At 64.7% G+C, this 16363-nt stretch carries 8 protein-coding genes and 1 pseudogene; 5 read left to right on the top strand and 4 right to left on the bottom strand.

All coding sequences use genetic code 11. From position 1 onward, the window contains the following. Nucleotides 1-31: 31 nt before the first annotated feature. Both ACLBXP_RS05900 and ACLBXP_RS05905 read left to right on the top strand, forming a co-directional pair. Nucleotides 32-1126, top strand: a complete 1095-nt coding sequence (locus ACLBXP_RS05900) for an aminoglycoside phosphotransferase family protein (protein WP_447666733.1) — start codon at nucleotides 32-34, stop codon at nucleotides 1124-1126. Nucleotides 1127-1157: 31 nt separating this feature from the next. Then, nucleotides 1158-2990 carry a hypothetical protein gene (locus ACLBXP_RS05905; protein WP_447666640.1) on the top strand — a complete coding sequence of 611 codons (1833 nt, stop codon included), beginning with the start codon at nucleotides 1158-1160 and terminating at the stop codon, nucleotides 2988-2990. Between the two features lie 37 nt (nucleotides 2991-3027). On the opposite strand, the gene ACLBXP_RS05910 is transcribed toward ACLBXP_RS05905, so the two are convergent. Together ACLBXP_RS05910 and ACLBXP_RS05915 are read right to left on the bottom strand one after the other, a co-directional pair. Continuing rightward, nucleotides 3028-8484: a glycosyltransferase gene (locus ACLBXP_RS05910; RefSeq protein ID WP_447666641.1), complete on the bottom strand. Its 5457-nt coding sequence runs from the start codon at nucleotides 8482-8484 to the stop codon at nucleotides 3028-3030. Nucleotides 8485-8550: 66 nt separating this feature from the next. Beyond that, a complete protein-coding gene (locus tag ACLBXP_RS05915) occupies nucleotides 8551-9420 on the bottom strand; it encodes a hypothetical protein (protein ID WP_447666642.1) in 870 nt (289 codons plus the stop codon). A 292-nt stretch (nucleotides 9421-9712) separates the two neighbouring features. Between ACLBXP_RS05915 and ACLBXP_RS05920 the strand changes: the two genes are divergently transcribed. After that, nucleotides 9713-12085, top strand: coding sequence for an Ig-like domain-containing protein (locus ACLBXP_RS05920; protein ID WP_447666643.1), 2373 nt, complete (start codon nucleotides 9713-9715; stop codon nucleotides 12083-12085). A gap of 159 nt (nucleotides 12086-12244) precedes the next feature. Further along, the gene (locus ACLBXP_RS05925) at nucleotides 12245-13210 is read left to right on the top strand and encodes a glycosyltransferase (RefSeq protein ID WP_447666644.1); all 966 of its coding nucleotides are present in this window, start codon (nucleotides 12245-12247) and stop codon (nucleotides 13208-13210) included. A gap of 219 nt (nucleotides 13211-13429) precedes the next feature. On the opposite strand, the gene ACLBXP_RS05930 is transcribed toward ACLBXP_RS05925, so the two are convergent. Continuing rightward, nucleotides 13430-14587 (bottom strand): calcium-binding protein, encoded by a 1158-nt coding sequence (locus ACLBXP_RS05930; protein WP_447666645.1) that lies wholly within the window; start codon nucleotides 14585-14587, stop codon nucleotides 13430-13432. A 352-nt stretch (nucleotides 14588-14939) separates the two neighbouring features. Then, nucleotides 14940-15254: pseudogene (locus ACLBXP_RS05935) on the bottom strand (IS5/IS1182 family transposase); the annotation flags it as partial. Nucleotides 15255-15459: 205 nt separating this feature from the next. Between ACLBXP_RS05935 and ACLBXP_RS05940 the strand changes: the two are divergent. Next, complete coding sequence (locus ACLBXP_RS05940; RefSeq protein WP_447666646.1) at nucleotides 15460-16323, top strand: hypothetical protein; 864 nt, start codon at nucleotides 15460-15462, stop codon at nucleotides 16321-16323. Nucleotides 16324-16363: the final 40 nt, after the last annotated feature.

Raw genomic sequence — 16363 nt, forward strand, 5'->3', positions numbered from 1 at the left:
GTGTCGGTGGTCATGGTCTGAGGACGCTGGCTTGGAGGAGGTCACCTCACATTCTAATGGGGTGTTGGGCGTGTTCGGCGTGCCTGGACGCCGTTTCCTTGCTGGGTGCCCGGGCAGCGGCGAATTCGTCGCCTGGCTCGCCGAAAATGACGCACCGCTTGACCCGTTTTGGATCGAAGACGCGCTTGAGGTTGGCACCGTTGCCGCACTCGCAGCGCAGGAGCGCGGCGTACCACCCGCGCGCTACTTCAATGCAGTACGAGTCGGCGAGGACACCGTCGAGAAACGAGCAAGGGACGCTCGCTTCGCTCCCCTAATCGAAGCTGAGACGCGTTGGTATGGTGCCGTAGCCGCGTTGGGTTTCCCTCACGTTCCCGCCGTGATCGCAGAGGAACCGCTAACCCTGGCCCGTGTACGAGGCTGCCATCCCTTCGACCTCGACCGCGGTCCGCTCGGGCAGGAGCGTGTTCTCGCCACCATCGTCACGGCGCTCCGCCGACTACACTCTAGCGGAACGCGTCCTGGCACTCCTGCGCTTGCCGACCAGATGTATCGCGAGAAGCCGCTTGCAAGGCTGGAGGCAGTCAGGCGGTTGGTCCCGGCCATCACGGCCCATGACCGTCTGCGGATCAACGGCGTCTCATGCCGCAACATCCTACATCCAACTCACGCAGCATGGTTTCATGCATGCGTTGACGCGCTGATTCACGGATCGTTCACGCCGATCCATGGCGATCCGACCTTTTCAAACACCCTGATCGATGCAGACGGCAAGCCCTGGTTCATCGATCCTCGCGGCCAATTCGGCGTTCCATCGCTATACGGGGATCCGCGTTATGACTGGGCTAAGCTCTACTATTCGGTAGCAGGGAGCTACGATCGTTTCAACGCGCGGCGGTTCGTTCTACGACTGCACGATGACAGCCTAGAAGTAGCCATCGAACCCCACGGATGGGAACATTTGCGCGACAACCTTGAAGACGGATTTGGACGCGACCGTGAGGCGATCCGGGTCATCCACGCCCTCATCTGGTTGTCGCTCAGCGGATTCGTCCTTGACGATTATGACTCGATCATCGCGGCCTACGCGCTGGGGCTTTATCATTTCGAAGCGGCCACAGCGTGACGGGTGATGAAGGGCTTGCGGAGCAAGCTGCATGACGGACCTCGATGCAACAGAACGCGCCGTGAAGCATCTGCGGGCGCAGTTCGCAGTGGGCGATCGTGCCGCGCTCATCAGCGGCATCGAGGCCCTGCGCGCGCTGGAGCCGGATCATCCCGATGTCCACCTCGCCACCGCATCCCTCCTCGAGATGCAGGGCCTGATGGTGGAGGCAGTCGCTGCGCGTATCCGCGGCTACGCGCGAGCTGTTTCGCTGACCGGTGATCCGACCGCGCGGGCCCTTCTCAATGGTGTCCTCGCACGAGCGCTTAATGCACCAGACGGCTACGAGATGTTGCGGCCAGCAGCGTTGGAGTCGAACGAGCCTGCAATCCTCGAAGCGTTCGTGACCGTAGCGTGCAACCACGGCCACTTTGATGCTGCAGCTTGCGCGCTGCGTAAGCTGCAGAGCCGGAATGGGGGCGCCTATAGGGATGCCGCGGATGCGATCAGCCTCGGGCAGGGGATCACTGCGCTCCTGACGTTCAAGCCTGATTCGGTCATCGTCCATCCGCCGGCAGAGGTTGACTGGGAGCCGCCGCACCACAGCGCCGTCGCCCAGGCTGTCATTGGGGCCGCAGCGCGGCGCGGCCGGCTGACAGCCGCTTTCGCGCAGCCCCTTGCTGCGAGCCTCGCTGTTACCGGAGTACTCAACGCGGCCAGCGTCTTGAACGCCCTGCGGTTGCTGCTCGTGCTCGGTGGCGATGCCTGTTGCGAGGCGTTCCTCAAGCTGATGTTAGATCGGCTCTCAGCGGGCCAGACCAGTGAATTTCTCGATCATGCGATTGTATCGGCGACAAACCGCAGTGCCGTCGAAGCCGCACTGCGCTACGGCCGCTTGCTCGATCAGGTCACCGCTTGCCCTGTAGCCAGCCTTTACCGCCTATCCTCGCGTCTCGGCGTTCGCGCGCATCGGCAACCGGCATGGTCAGCCGTTCTGAACGAGCTGCAGGAGGCGCAACGAAACGCGCGAGAGATCGAGCTGGCGCCCCTCCATCTATTTCCGGCGAGCGACCCTGCCTATCGATCTGATGAGCGGATCGATGTCTTCCTGAAATGCGTGAAACGGCCCTTCGACATCCATCCTTTCGTGTCGTTCTGGATGGCATGCTTCAACGACCCAGCCAGGTACCGGATCCGGCTGCTCGACGACAGTGGCCTCGACCTTGCCGGTCATTACGACCGCTATCCCATTGCGGAGAGCCGCAGCCTCCGCGATGGTCCAAATGAGGCTCGGGTGCTGTTCAAGGATGGACGGCGCCCGCTCAACCTTCTGGGCTGGGAGAGCATCGCCAATCTCACGCCCTTCGAGCTGACCGGGTCGCGCTGGTTCTGGAACATTGATGCCGACGATATCCGGCCGCTGCTCGATCCGCGCACGACCCTCGATCAAGTGCGAGCCAAACTGCGCGCCGTCGAAGACTTTGCGGCCGACGCCGACCTCATGGCGATATCCTACGATCTTTGGGCATCGGCCCACTACCTGTTCGATCACGGCTATCATTGGACCTTCGGCATTTGCCTGTGCCGCTCAAACCCGCAGCGCCTTGGCCGAATGTTGGCCTCCATGGCAGGATGCGACCTCCCAGCCTTCCGCATCAATCTCGACCACCTCTTCTCCCGCCTATCTGATGGCTCACTGGCCGCGGGGCGCTATAGCAGCGACTTCGCGAGTTTCATCTTCGATGGACCACCCGTGTTGCAGAAAGATGTCAACGGCAGCGAAGTCTACCATTATTACGCGCACTTGAAAAAGCGCTTGGCTTTCGACGTCGGATCGAGCGTCTACGTGCAGAACCATCTGCACCCGAAGACCCTGGTTGTTTGATGAAGCGCTCGTTTTGCGATCCAGGATCTCGTATCGGTCAAGCCGACGCGTGCACTATCTCGAGGCCCGGCAGGCCCCAACAACGATGGCCTGCTTCCCGTGCCATAGCGGCGAACCCCTCCGTTTCGATCAATCCTCCGACGGGGACGACCGGGAACACGAAGCCCTCCCGGTGAATGTCGGCGCGCACGAGCAGCATGCTCGCGCCGACCGCGTCGAGCTCGACGAGGGAGTGATCGCGGAAATCCTCTAGGTAGAGACGGCCTTCGCCGCGAGGGGGCTGCAGCAACCCGTCCGAACCGACAAGTTCTTGAGCAAGATGGGCGGGCTTAGCGGCGCGGAAGCTGTTGAGGTCGAAGGTCGGCCCGCCCGGCGTAAGGACACAATGAGGCACCACGATCTGACGCTCCGCTGCGAGGAGGCGCGTCAGAGTGTCTGGCGGGTAGGCGATCACGTCTGCGTCGATCCACAAAACCCAATCCGCATCGCCGAGTGCTGCGCCAAGGAGCCAATTGCGCGCGCGCGCGATACCAGCGCGGCGCAGCCGCTGGATCTCGGGTGCCCAGCGTGGTCCTGCAAAGCGCACGTCGAAATTCTTGCGCAGCACCTGCGTTCGATGCCCTCGCCGAACAAGGTCTCGTGCATGCGCTTCGAGGCATGGGAGGCTATCGTCGCTGCTGTCGCCCTCCAAAAAGGCGACGTCGAGCCGATCGGCCGGGAAGTCGAGAGCTTTGAGGGCCGTGAAGTAGCCGCCGAGGGCGTGGGCGGCGTTCCGCACGGGTGTCAGGACCAAGACCTTTGGGCAGGGTTTGGTGGCGCGATTCGAGCTCGTGACCGGCGTCGGACGAAGCCGTGACGGCGTGGTACCGATGATGCGATTGAGTTCGGCTCGCATCTGACGCCCGATGGTTTCGGCGCTGTAGCGTTCCGCTACGCGAACGCGTGCGCGTTCGGCCCGCTGGGCTGCCTCGCCGGGCCTATCCCGAACCCGCCGCATCGCCGCGGCGGCGGCATCGAGATCCGGTTCCGCCCAAACAGTCCCGGCCGAATAGGCTTCGCGCGCTTCGGCGAGCTCGTTCATCGTGAACGGCACTGGGTAGCCGGTCGTGTCATCGAGGAACTCAGACACACCGGAATACCCGGTCGCAACGACCGGCGTGCCCAATGCCATGGCCTCGGCCACGGTAAGACCGAACCCTTCCGCGCGATGCAAGGACACGTAGGCATCGCAGGCAACAATCCAGGCGAGAAGATCCTCGCGCGAAAGCTCGCCGACGTCGAGACTGATCCCGGGATGACCGGAGCATGCCTGCGCGACAGCCTCGCGGCGGTGAGCTGATAGCGTCCTGGCTTTTAGGACGAGGCGGGCCTCGCCCGCCGGGAACGCGCGACGAAAGGCATCGATGAGGCCGAGTGGGTTTTTTCGTTCGAAACCGCTGAGTTCATCGAAGACGAACCCAAACCGGAACGCTTCCTCGCGCCCTGATCGGAGAATGAACGTCGGACCGCGAGAAAGATCGAGGGCATGCGGCACGACGCGGATCGGCAGCGGTACCACAGAACTGAGTGCCTCGGCCGTGAAGCGGCTCGGCACCCAAACCTCATCGAGCAAGCCGAGGGCGGGGCGCCAGGTCTCTGGAAAGGTAGTTGCGCTTTCCCAGGCCCAGCAGCCGATGTTGACGCGATGCGAGAACGTCTCAGCGTCGAACACGCCTGTCTGCCAGGTGCCTTTGTCGAGGAGTGACCAGGGATTGAGGTGGAAGAGGTTGACCGGATAAGGCAGCTGTGACCGCCCAGCGGCCGGCGAGGCGTGGGGGTCGACGAGGTGGACCGGCACGCCCGCCGCGCGGAGCGCCGCGAGCGATCCGGCACCGGCCCGGCCGATGCCGGTCGCCTTCCCGACCTCTGCGAAGAGGTTCACCCCGACGGGACCGGACCGCGTTACATCCCAAGCCTGGAGGGCCGTACGGTCCCGCGCGATGCGGAGCCTTCCGGACGCCGCGGGCGGGGTGGTAGGCGCTGGAACAACCGTTGGACGATCAGGCTCTGACGGCATTGGCCGTCTGGCCGGGCCAGCGTAGCGCTGCCGGAATTGCAGGCTGCGCGTATTGAAGCCGCACCAATGGTCGACAATGCTGCCGACATCGAGCGCGATACCGCCGCGTGAGCGGATCCAATGGCAGTACAATTTGCCGAGAAAGCCGGCTGCTACCAGGACGACCTCACCGGGATGGGTCGGCGCTAAAGTCTCTCGTAAGCGCTCGAACGCGTCCGGGTAATGCTGCTCCCCCGCCGCGTAGCCGAAGACCGACCCGTACTTGCGCTCATGCGGAATCAGGATCGTGCGTGTCACGGTAAGGCCGAAGCGAATGCGCAGGCGCTCGGCAAGACTCGTGTGGCAGGTTAGGACCGCGACCGAGCCGATCTCGGCAAACAGGGCCTCGTAGAGCCCGAAGGCTGCGAGATCGGCGTGGATGTGGCAGGAGGTGAGGAGCTGCTCCGGCCGGAACAAGCCAATCTCCGCGCTTTGCCGCGCCGCCCGAACGAGATGATCGAGGATGACGAGCAGACCCCGCATGTCGTGCCCGGTCGCATAGGGATCCTCTGGGCAGGGCAGAGGCAGCCCCGCAACAAGGCGAGCAGGGTCGGGTATCCCGACGATGTCGGCATCCCGCACGGCCTCCTGCAACGCCTCGCTCATTCGAGTGGCCTCGGAAGCCGCCAGCCGTGGCTCGCCCCACCAAATCCGCTGGGTCGCCTCGCGATCCCCGTGTGCGTGCCAGGCCTGAGCCTCCGGATAGGCGAGAAAGTTGCCCTCGCCGTCGCCGAGCCGGATTAGGCTGAAGGGCTGGCGCTGTCGTGCTGCGGCCGCGATCCGCTCGGCGACCTGCCGGGCCGAGGCCTCTCGCCAGGCCGAGTCGATGCTGTTGTTCGGATAGGCGGCATGAACCGCCTCGTAGGCTTGCGCGATCCGGAACAGCGCCTCGCGCCAGCGGCCGAATGGTGCTCGCGGATCGCGACGCCCAGCAAGCCGACGCAGGGCATCGGGCGCCCGCGCCGCCGGATCGAAGCGCAGCCGCTCGAACACGGCGATCAGGTTCAGCCGGACGTGGAGGGCGCGGTCCAGCGGGAGGGCCTCGACCGCGCCCAGAACCTCGCCGGCCCCGGGCGCCCCCGCCGCCTGCTCAGCGGCGCGAACCAGCAGCGCAAGGAGATCCGGCGTTGCCACCGCGAGACCGTGCCGGCGCCAGAGGGCGTACAGAGCGGGGAGGGTATGCTCCGGATCCGCATCGGGTGCGTAGATGGCTCCGAGCGCCTCGATGGCGGCCTCGTTCGCCCCGCCGCTCGCGGCACGCAGCGCTTCACGCGCCCGGCCCCGCCCCTGCTCGAGTTGGAACCGGAGGGCCTTGAGACTCGGATCGGCGGAGACAAGGTCGGGATGGCGGGCGAGGAGATCCACCAGCTCGGTGTCGCGGTGGCGCTTCTGCAGCAGCAGCGCGGTCGCGCTGAGGCGATCTCGGGGGGTCAGGCCGGCGGCGGAACGCAGTTCTGCCTCGGCTGCCGCGAGTTCCCCGAGTTCGGCCAGCGCCTGCACCACGCCAAATACGGCCCGGCTCGATTCGGGTTGGCTGTGCAGGATCGCGCGCCACGCAGCAAGGGAGCCCCGCCAATCGCGGTCGAGGACCGCGGTCTCCGCCAACCCGGCCTCGGCCTGCGCGTGATGGCGGGGCTGGCGGCTAGCCGCTTGAAAGACCGCGCGAGCCTCGTCCGTGCGTCCGAGTTCGAGCAAGGCTTGTCCGCGACCGAGCAAGCCCGGTCCGTGTTCCGGGAACACCGCGCAGAGTTCGTCCCAGCGCTCGAGGGCTGCGACCCACTCCCAGGACCGGCTCGCGACGCGGGCGAGACCGTCAAGCCCGGCGGGATGGCTGGGGTTGCGGCGGCGCAGGCGCTCGAAGGCCGCCCCCGCCTCGTCGAGGCAGTCGCTCATGAGAAAGCGGCCTGCTGCCGCGACCGCCTCATCCCAGTCCGGCTCTGGCGCCGCGAGGGCGGCGTAGGCCGCGACTGGCAGCCGCTTGGCGACTTCCTCGAGGATCGCCGCGTAGCGATCGCCCGCAAAGCGCGCCTCCGCGGCGTCCCAGTGCTCGTCGAAATGCGGTCCCGTGAAGGTATTGCGCCCGTGCACGACGTAGAGGTAGAGGCGCGGCGCATCGAGGTGGACGACCCGGACGCGGGCGAGAAGCGCTTCAACGACGGGCGTGTCCTCCCCGCGGGCCAATTCCGGATAAGCTGGTAGGATCTCTCGCTCGCACAGAATCGAACCTTCCCAAGCCCGGCGGCGCGAAGTCGCGAGGCGCCGCGCACCGGGCCACCAGATCGTCCAGCGCGCCAGCAGGCAGGCGCGCGCGCCGCTTCCGCGCAGGGCTGCCATCTGCATCGCGAGGCGTTCCGCGTCGTAGAGGTCGTCGTCGTCCCATTGGCAGACGTAAGCGCCCCGGGCGAGGGCGACGGCGCGGTTGCGAGCACGGCCGAGCACGGGTGCCGGATCGCCGGTTCGGTGGTGGCGGATCCGAGGATCGCCCGCGACCGCCTCCGCCAGGGTAGCGTCGTCCCCATCCTCCACGATGACCAATTCGCGGTTCGGATAGGTTTGCGCCTGGAAGCAGGCGACGGCGAGCCGGGCCTGTGCGGCGCGACCCCGCGTGACCATCAGGCAGGACACCAGGGGCAGCGGGTCGCCCGGATCAGGGGCCTGCGGCTCTGCGGGGCCGGTTAAAGCCACCTTCAGCTCTTGGGCACGCTGCTTTGGGGAGCGGAACCAGCCGCCGTCCCAATGGTGCACAGCGAAGGCTCTCCGGGTCGCTAGCTCCCGGAAAGCGAGGTCGTGGAGGCCGCCATCCCAGCAGGCGAACTTATCAACGGGGTAGACGGCAGCCGCCGGCAGCAGCCGGACGTCGCCGGCCAGCCCCTGGCGCGCGAGCCGCTCGTAGGTGCGAGTCAACAGGAAGGGACCAGTCGCATCGAGGACGTCCGCCTTGGCGCGCGCGGCAGCCAAGTCCGCCGTCACCGCGTCCCAGAAGGGATGCCCAGGGCGGCACGCGATGAGTGAGGGGCACAAGATCCGCGAAAAGTTGCGTGCCTGCGCTGCATTGGTGGCAAGGTGGCTCTCCGGCTCGAGACCGATGCTGAGGCTCGCGCCATCGAGCAGGGGATCAAGCGGGCGCAGGCACTCGAAGTCGAGGTCGACGTAGAGGCCGCCGTGATGTTTCAAGATGAGGTAGCGCGCGATATCGGCCCGGCAGATCGCCCGGTCATGGCCGTCCAATAAGTCGGCCAGTCCGGGCTCGGCCGCACGGACGAAGGCCGCGACGTCCGCATCGGTCCAAAGCCGGTAGGTCCAGCCCGGATGGTGCCGGAGCCAGCCATCGCGGAAAGCGACGAAGCGCTCGGGGATGGTGGCGTCGATCCAAAGTTGGTGGATGAGCTTGGGTATCATCGCGGACGGGACAGACCTTCACTGCCCGAACCCGTAGCACGGTCAGCGCGGTCCGCGAGCGGGGTCTTAGGCGCCAAAGGCCCGAGCGTAGGCCGCGATGCGCGCGTTGCGCCAAGCCATATCGCGGTGAGCGCCGATGGCCCGCGCGGCCTGACAGGCCGCCACAGCCTCGTCACGGCCTTGGCTGTACCCTCGTGCCGGGCCGATGGCATCGGCCCAACGGCCGCGGAGATCCGCGGCGACGGCCGGCGGTGGCGGCGGCGCGGACGCGAGCCAGGTCTCAGCGCTCAGGAAGCCGTCGCGCCGAAACAGGTCCGTCATGTAGTCGGTGACGGATTGCAGGCGCGGCACCTGCCCGGGCACACAGGTGATCATCGGCAGCAGGGGCGCGAGCTCGGGCAGCGCGTGGTTGGCGAAGGTATCGGCGCCCCAGTAGCCCGCAGCGATCCGGGCGAAGTGCTCGGGTCCGCGCAGAGCCGTGAAGCCCGCCTCCCCGAACGGCAGGATTTCGACCGAGGGCTTCGACGGATCGACCGTATCATTGGCCACGTCGACATAGAGCGAGCCGACCTGAAGGGCGTTCTGAAAATAGCGCTCGCGCAGGACGCCCCAGATATGGCGGATTTCGCCCCCCGCCGCCAGGAAGTCCGCGAGCGCCGCCAGACCCGGATCCGCCGAACCTGCGAGCGCGGCGCGAAGCGCGTCCAGGACCGCGATCGTGATCTCGTGGCAGCAGCCCAGCGGGTAGGCCTTACCACGCCGAACCACGACGCTAGCCGCTAGCCCAGCATCGAGGCTTCGCCGCAAATCCGCTAAGCTGCGCTGGACACCCCCAAGGGCCGGCCGCAGATAGGTTTCGGTGAGCGCAGCCTGCCGCTTGTCGGCCGGAGCGCATTCCTGCGGTAGCAGTCCGGTTCGAGGATGGCCACACACCATAGCAGGGCACTCGGCAGCGTTGCAGGACCCTCGCTTACCGGAGAGACGAGGCCGAGGCGACCCATACCGCGCGAGAGGCAGGAAGGCCGGAGCGGCAGCGAACCCGAGCCGCTTCGGCGTCCGCCAGAGCGTTAGCGGCGTGTGCCGGTGACGCAACACAGAAGTGCGATTCTGAATTCAGATGCGCGACGTTCATCCTCGTTTCGCAAACGTTAACTTCCGCCATCGAGTCTAGCCGAAACCCTGAGAGCCAGCGGGCCCGATGCCTGCGGCCGGCCAGAGACGATTAGAGATGCCAACCGATACCACGCCGCCCGAGCTCCGGACGAGCACCGCGACGCAGACCGGTACCAACGGGTACGCCGGGCTCGGCGCCGACCTAGTCCTTCGATTCTCTGAAGCCATTGCACTTGGCAACAGCGGTAGCATTACCCTACGGCGCTCGGACACCGATCAAGTTGTCGAGACGTTCTCCATCGCCTCCGGCTCGAGTGCTGGTGTGGTGGCCGGCGGCAGCACCGTCTCCATTAACCCGCAGCACGACCTAGACTACGCGACAGGCTACTATCTGACGATCTCGCCGGGCGCGATTCGAGACACCGCCGGCAACTCCTATGCGGGCGTGGCGAATGATCCGCATCTAGCCTTCCGAACCGTCGACGATCCCGCGGCACCGATCCTAAGTCAGCTCAGTTTCAGCCAACCGGGTACCGGTGCCGGCACCGACGTGGCTCTAGACACCGACATCGTGCTCGACTTCTCAGCGAGCGTGCATCTCAACAGCGGGTCGCTCACCTTGCGGCGCGCCGATACCAGAGCGGTCGTGGAGACGTTCAACGTCTTAGGAGGTGTAGGAGCCGGCGTGTCGGCGGGCGGCAGCTCCGTCACGATCAATCCAAGTCACGACCTCGATTACGCCACGGATTACTACCTGACCGTCGAAGGCGAGGCGATCCGTAACAGCAACAACAACGCCTACATCAGCCAGGACAATACTACGCTCAGCTTTAGAACGAGCAGTGACGCCATTGCGCCGACGCTCAATCAGACGACGTTCAGCAGCCTTGGCAGTGACGGCCGCGCCAAACGCGACGCCGACATTGTCCTTGCGTTCGATGAGGCCGTCCGTCTCGGCAGCACCGGATCTATTGTCCTGCATCGCGCGGCCGACAACACCGTCGTGGAAGCGCTCAGCGTCACGGGAGGTGCCGTACAGGTACAAAGCGGCACGGTGATGATCAACCCGAGCCACGATCTTGACTACGCCACCAACTATTATCTGACCGTCGATGCCGGCGCGATCCGCGACGCCGCCGGCAACCCATACGCTGACATTATCCTTGATCCGAATCTTGCCTTCCGGACCACCGCAGCCCCGGTCACCACAGGTGGTAGCGACTCGCAGCCCTCCGATCCGCGCTCGACACTCGTCGACGGCGTGTCTGTCAGCACGAGTACGCAGACCCAGCCGGACGGGCGACCCGCGCGGGTCATCACCGTGTGGGTGGTAACGGACGGCCGCACGAACACCGATCCGAGTTCCACGGCGGCCGACATCCCGCTGGTGAGCGGCCCGGACGGCAGCGCCCACCTGACCGCGCGGGTCCCCGTTGGGTTCGGTTTGAAAGCCATCGGCACCACCGCCGGCGCCGGCCCGGAGGGCCTGATCCAGGCCATCCAGGCGCGCACCGACGCCGGCTCGGCCGGTCAAGGATTCCTCACCGGCAACGGCCGGGCCTTCCTCAATGTGTTGCCACCCAGCACGAGCCTGCTCGTCCAGACCATCGTGCCGACCGTCGCCCCCGGAACTCGAACAGCGCCAGCCGGGCCTCTGGTAATCGAGGGCCTGCCCTCCTCGCAAGGCGGCGAACAGCAATCCATCGTGCTGGATGCGAATGGGCTACCCCCCGGAAGTACGGTCGAGCTGCACGACATTGATTTCGCTGCCATCCTCGGCGCAGTCCGCGTTCAGGCAGGATCAAACGCCCCCGCCCCCGCGACCGGTGACGGTACGGAACAAGCGGCGCTCGCCGCAGCGCCGGACCCGCTCCGGGCCTTCGGTGATGGGGCGGCTCAGACGATCGTGGGCGGACTTGCCGACGACAGCTTGTTCGGTGGCGCCGGCAACGACGTGCTGCAAGGCGGCCTTGGTGACGATCTGTTGCTCGGGAACCAGGATGCCGACCTGCTGATGGGTAACCGAGGCCGGGACGCGCTGTTCGGTGGTCAGGGGGACGACACCCTGTTCGGCGGTCAGGACAATGACCGGTTGACGGGCGACATCGGGTCCGATCTGCAGTTCGGCAATCTTGGGAACGATACCCTGTTCGGCAATCAAGGAGCCGACACCTTGTTCGGCGGGCAGGGTGCGGACACATTGTATGGCGGTCAGGGTGACGACGTGCTCTCGGGCGATCTCGGTGACGACGTGCTGTCCGGAGACCTCGGAGCGGATCGCTACGTGTTTGGAGCGGACTCTGGCCGTGATCTGATCCTTGGCTTCTCGCAGAGTCAGGGTGATCGGATCGACCTGCAGGGTCAGACCTATCGGGTTGAGACCTCGGCTTCGGGCAACACTCTGCTGACACTGTCAGGGGGCGGGACGGTGGAGCTCTCGGGCGTTACCCGAATGGCCTTTGGCGATGGCACTGGCTACTTCGGGTAAGTCTGACGCACTGTGACCGAGGAGCCCCGCGGCCGAGAGGCTGCGGGGCTTTTTTGTATGGTTGCCGCTGATCGATGATCGTAGGGACGGTCCTGACACGCGCTGGAACCGCGATCACAGGAGCATCGTGTCATTCGCTACGTTAAGGGGGCGGAGACGATGAGCCGGCTGGTCTACCTCGGGTTTCCCACTCCGCACGTCGCAGGCGGTCAGAAGATGATCCTGCGCCATGTCGAAGCGCTTCGCGAGCTTGGGTTTAATGCCGTGTTCTGGATGAACGAGAGCGGGGTTCTTCCGCGATGGTTCAAGCACAATGTCCCGGCCGAGGTCGCTACGGCGTTCCAGAAAGATGACGTCTTGGTCGTGCCAGGCGATGCTCCGAACGCGATCCGGCACCTAGCCGGATTGCCGAACCGCACTTTGATCTTCTGCCAGAACCACTACAGCTTCGCTTCAGTCGGCTATGAGGCGATGCAGGCGTTCCGGCCTCACGCATTCCCGACCATCATCACTGTCGGGCGAATCTGCTCAGCCTCCGTCGCACGTGCGTTCCCGCAAGCGCAGATTGAGGTGATTCCTTGCTTTGCTGATGAGCGCAAATTCCAGCCATGTGAAGCGAAGCGGCGCGTCATCGCCAGCGCGCCGCGGAAGCGGCAGGATGAGGCGCGGATCATCCAATCGTTCTTTCAGCGGTATCATCCCCGACACTCCGATTGGGGCTGGGCCCTATACCAGGAAGCCAGCGAGGAGGTGGTCGCGGACGGGTTCGCGGGCGCTGGCGTGTTTCTCAACCTCGCACGAATTGAAGCAGTCGGCATGACGGCGCTGGAGGCCATGGCTAGCGGTTGCGTGGTTGCGGGATTCACCGGCATCGGGGGCCGCGAGTACGCGACGGCCGCAAACGGCTTCTGGGTGGAAGAGGATGATCTTGAAGGCGCAGCGGATGCGCTTGCGCGAGCGGTGGACCTCTTCCTTGCAGGAGGTGCTCCTCTCCATGCCTACAGGGAAGCAGCAGCCATCACGGCGCAGGCTTGGTCGTATCGCGCGTTCCAGTCAGCACTCGACGAAGTGTGGACGCGATTGGCGCCCGAGGCTTGCACATTGGCGGGTCGACCAGCTGAGTAAGCGGCTTCGCCTAAAGGTTGCCGTACAACCAAAGTACTGAACTAAACGTCGTGAATTTCACAGGCGCTTGCAGCGGGAGCTACAAGCGCCTGTGTCTGCGCAACGCCCCCCAATTTACTTAGCTGGCCGGATGGCTAAAACGGCCCTGCTTGGTAGTTGGAGTTTTGCTCACGCACCTTGGGCGACATTCACATGGGGGCTAAGCGTCGCGATTTTCACTCATGCGATATCGCGTGCGGCAAAGCTATCCAAGGATGTGGCATCCTCAAGCACAAGACCTCTCGTCGTGGCGCCATCCTGATAAAACAAATAGCCCGCGTCAGCTGCTGCCACGAAGACGTAGCTACCGGCCGCGATCGCGCCACCATTCTGGGCTGCGACGAGCGCGCTCGCGTAGCCCTCTTGGTCGGTCGTAGCCTCACTATAGTTCGTACCTGGAAACGCACTGCCGAAGCCCGTGCGGATGACGTCGACGCCCGACACGAAGTCCGTGATTGTGAGTGCACCATCGTCAGAGCCACTGAAGCCAGTTACGTCGAAGATGTCTAGATCATCCTCATCGCCTCCCGTGAGAACCGCACTGGAAGCCGACGCTGCGAGCAGATCGTTGCCCTCGCCGCCATCGAGTGCCACGCCCTCGGTCGCACCGGCGGTAAGCACGTCATTGCCGAGATCACCGAAGACGACGCTCCCCTCGGCCGCTGCCGTCATCGTGACCTGATCAACGCCCTGTCCACCAAATACCGTGCTGTCGGTATTGCGCAGCCGGAACGTGTCATTGCCCAGGTTACCGAACAAGAGATCGCCTGAGCCGTCCGAGTTCAGGGTGTCGTCGCCGAGTCCGCCAACCAGCGTTGAGCTGTCGCTATCGTCATCGCTGTTGATCAGGTCATTGCCAAGATCGCCTGACAAGTAGTCGCTACCCTCCTCGCTGCCCGCGATCGTATCGTTGCCTTGGCCTCCAAACACGGTGCTGTCGGACAGATTGCCTCCGCCACGCAGCCGGATGCTGTCGTCACCCATGTTACCGAAGATCAGGGCTTCTTCCCCCGCGGTACCCCGGATGGTGTCGCTGCCCTGGCCACCGTAGACCGTAATGTCGTCGCTTCGTGCATCTAGGTTGATGATGTCGGCGCCCGCGCCACCCAACAGCAGGCTGTCATTGCTGAAACCGCTGATGGTATCGTTGCCCTCGCCGCCGGAGATCGTTGCGCCAAGATAGCCGAACTGTGAGGCGGTCGTCGCAACAACAATGTCGTTGCCAGCCAACCCATCTACATAGACGGCGTTGCCGGTGCCGTTCAGCGTGATAGTATCTGCGGTGCCAGAGCCCGTTAGAGTGTCATTAGTGAAATTTGTATAATTGAAGATAGCCATCAGTACGCAACCTCCCACGCCCGAGGATATAGATGTGCCTGAAACAGAGGGCAGAAGTTACCTGCCACTGTTGCAGCGAGACGGCTATCGGTGCTACCGATCTTAAGCGCCAGTCGGTTCGACCCATAATCAGACAAAAGCAACGTTACAAGCACGCGCAGGCATAAATTACGCGTAATTCGCCGTTAAAATCGCGATTTAACAACCCGTGCAATTTTTCACTGTAGATCCAGGGATGAATCGGACTAATAAAGTGCTCAAATGTCCTGTGCTCATTGCCTAATCCTCCCAATATGTGTGATCAGGCACCAAAAAGCCTTTCCCGTGCACACATCGCCGACTGCTCTTAGAGTCAGGGACGAAACCGTTCTTTCTGAGCTTGGCAGATGAGAGCACAGGCGGGCGTTGTGAAGGCGAGATGGATGTCGGCGCGGCTCTCGTAGCGGATAGTGAGGCGGCGGAAGCAGGCCATCCAAGCGAGCGTGCGCTTGCCGATCCAGCGGTAGCGGTCGAGCCGCTCGCTGCTCTCGATGCCGTGCCGCGCGATCCGGAGCGTGATGCTGTGGGCGCGGCACTCGCGCAGGCAGCAGCGATGATCGTAGCCCTTGTCGGCGTGCAGCTTGTCCGGTCTGCGCCGTGGGTGACCGTGACGAACAGCACGCTGGCCCAGATCGACTCAAAACGGTGAAGGCATAGCTGAATGCGTAACCGGCTAGGGGCGCGACGACCGCACTGCGCATTAAGCCTTGACGCGCTTTTGCCGTTCACGATGCGTGGCAATCCCAGATGCGTGTCAACACCAGGCGCAACCTCGCCCACCCTGACGCACCGTGTTAAGCACCGCCCAATTCATGGCACGGAGCGAAGCCCCCATGCGCGTCATGGTCGCGATCCCGCACTTCTACCAGGCGACGGCGGATTCCTCGCACGCCTACAGCGACGGGCGCTTCCCCGAGCAGCGCAAGCACAACATCCGCAGCGTGTTCTCGGCCTGGCGCTTCGCCTACGCGACCCACCAGTCGCTCCTCAACATCCGGGACCGGCGCTACGAGCGCATTGAGCCGAAGGTCACCGAACTCGCCCTGTTCGCCATCACCACGGGGGGTCACCACCTCCTCGATGCGGAGTTCTGCCGGGGCTGCGGCATCAACCACGTCGAGGTGGAGCTCAGCGATGCGCGGATGATGGGCTTCCACGCCCACAAGCTCTTCGCCGAGCACGCGCGGCGCTTCGACCTGTTCGTCTACAGCGAGGACGACCTGCTGCCGCGGGACCCCGCTTTCCTCGACAAGCAGCTATGGTTCACCGAGACCTTCGGCCCCCGCCGGGTGCTGCTGCCGAACCGCTACGAGTGGAACCTCCAGGGGCCGGCGCCCAAGACCTTCATCGACGGCGACCTCGTGCCCCGCCTCACCGATCCGTGGTTCGAGGTCCTGCCGGACGAAACCTTCCTGCAGGCCCGCGTCCTGGGCCGCCTCCACGCCTTCGAGCGCACCCGCAACCCCCATTCGGGCTTCCACACCCTCACGCAGGCGCAGCTGAAGCACTGGATGAGCCTGCCCCACTGGGGTGACGAGGACGTGAGCTTCGTGAGCCCCCTAGAGAGCACCGCGGCCCTGACCCTCCTCAAGACCTTTTCGGTCTACAAGAGCTACGGCCCGAGCATGGACTTTCTGGAGGTCGAGCACCTCGACAAGCGGTATTCGGCGCTGGGTCGCCGGGAGGGTCGCGCGTGATGACGGATCGATCCCCTCGCGAGAGCCTCATCGCAGCCGC

This window comes from Methylobacterium sp. A54F, assembly GCF_053346035.1.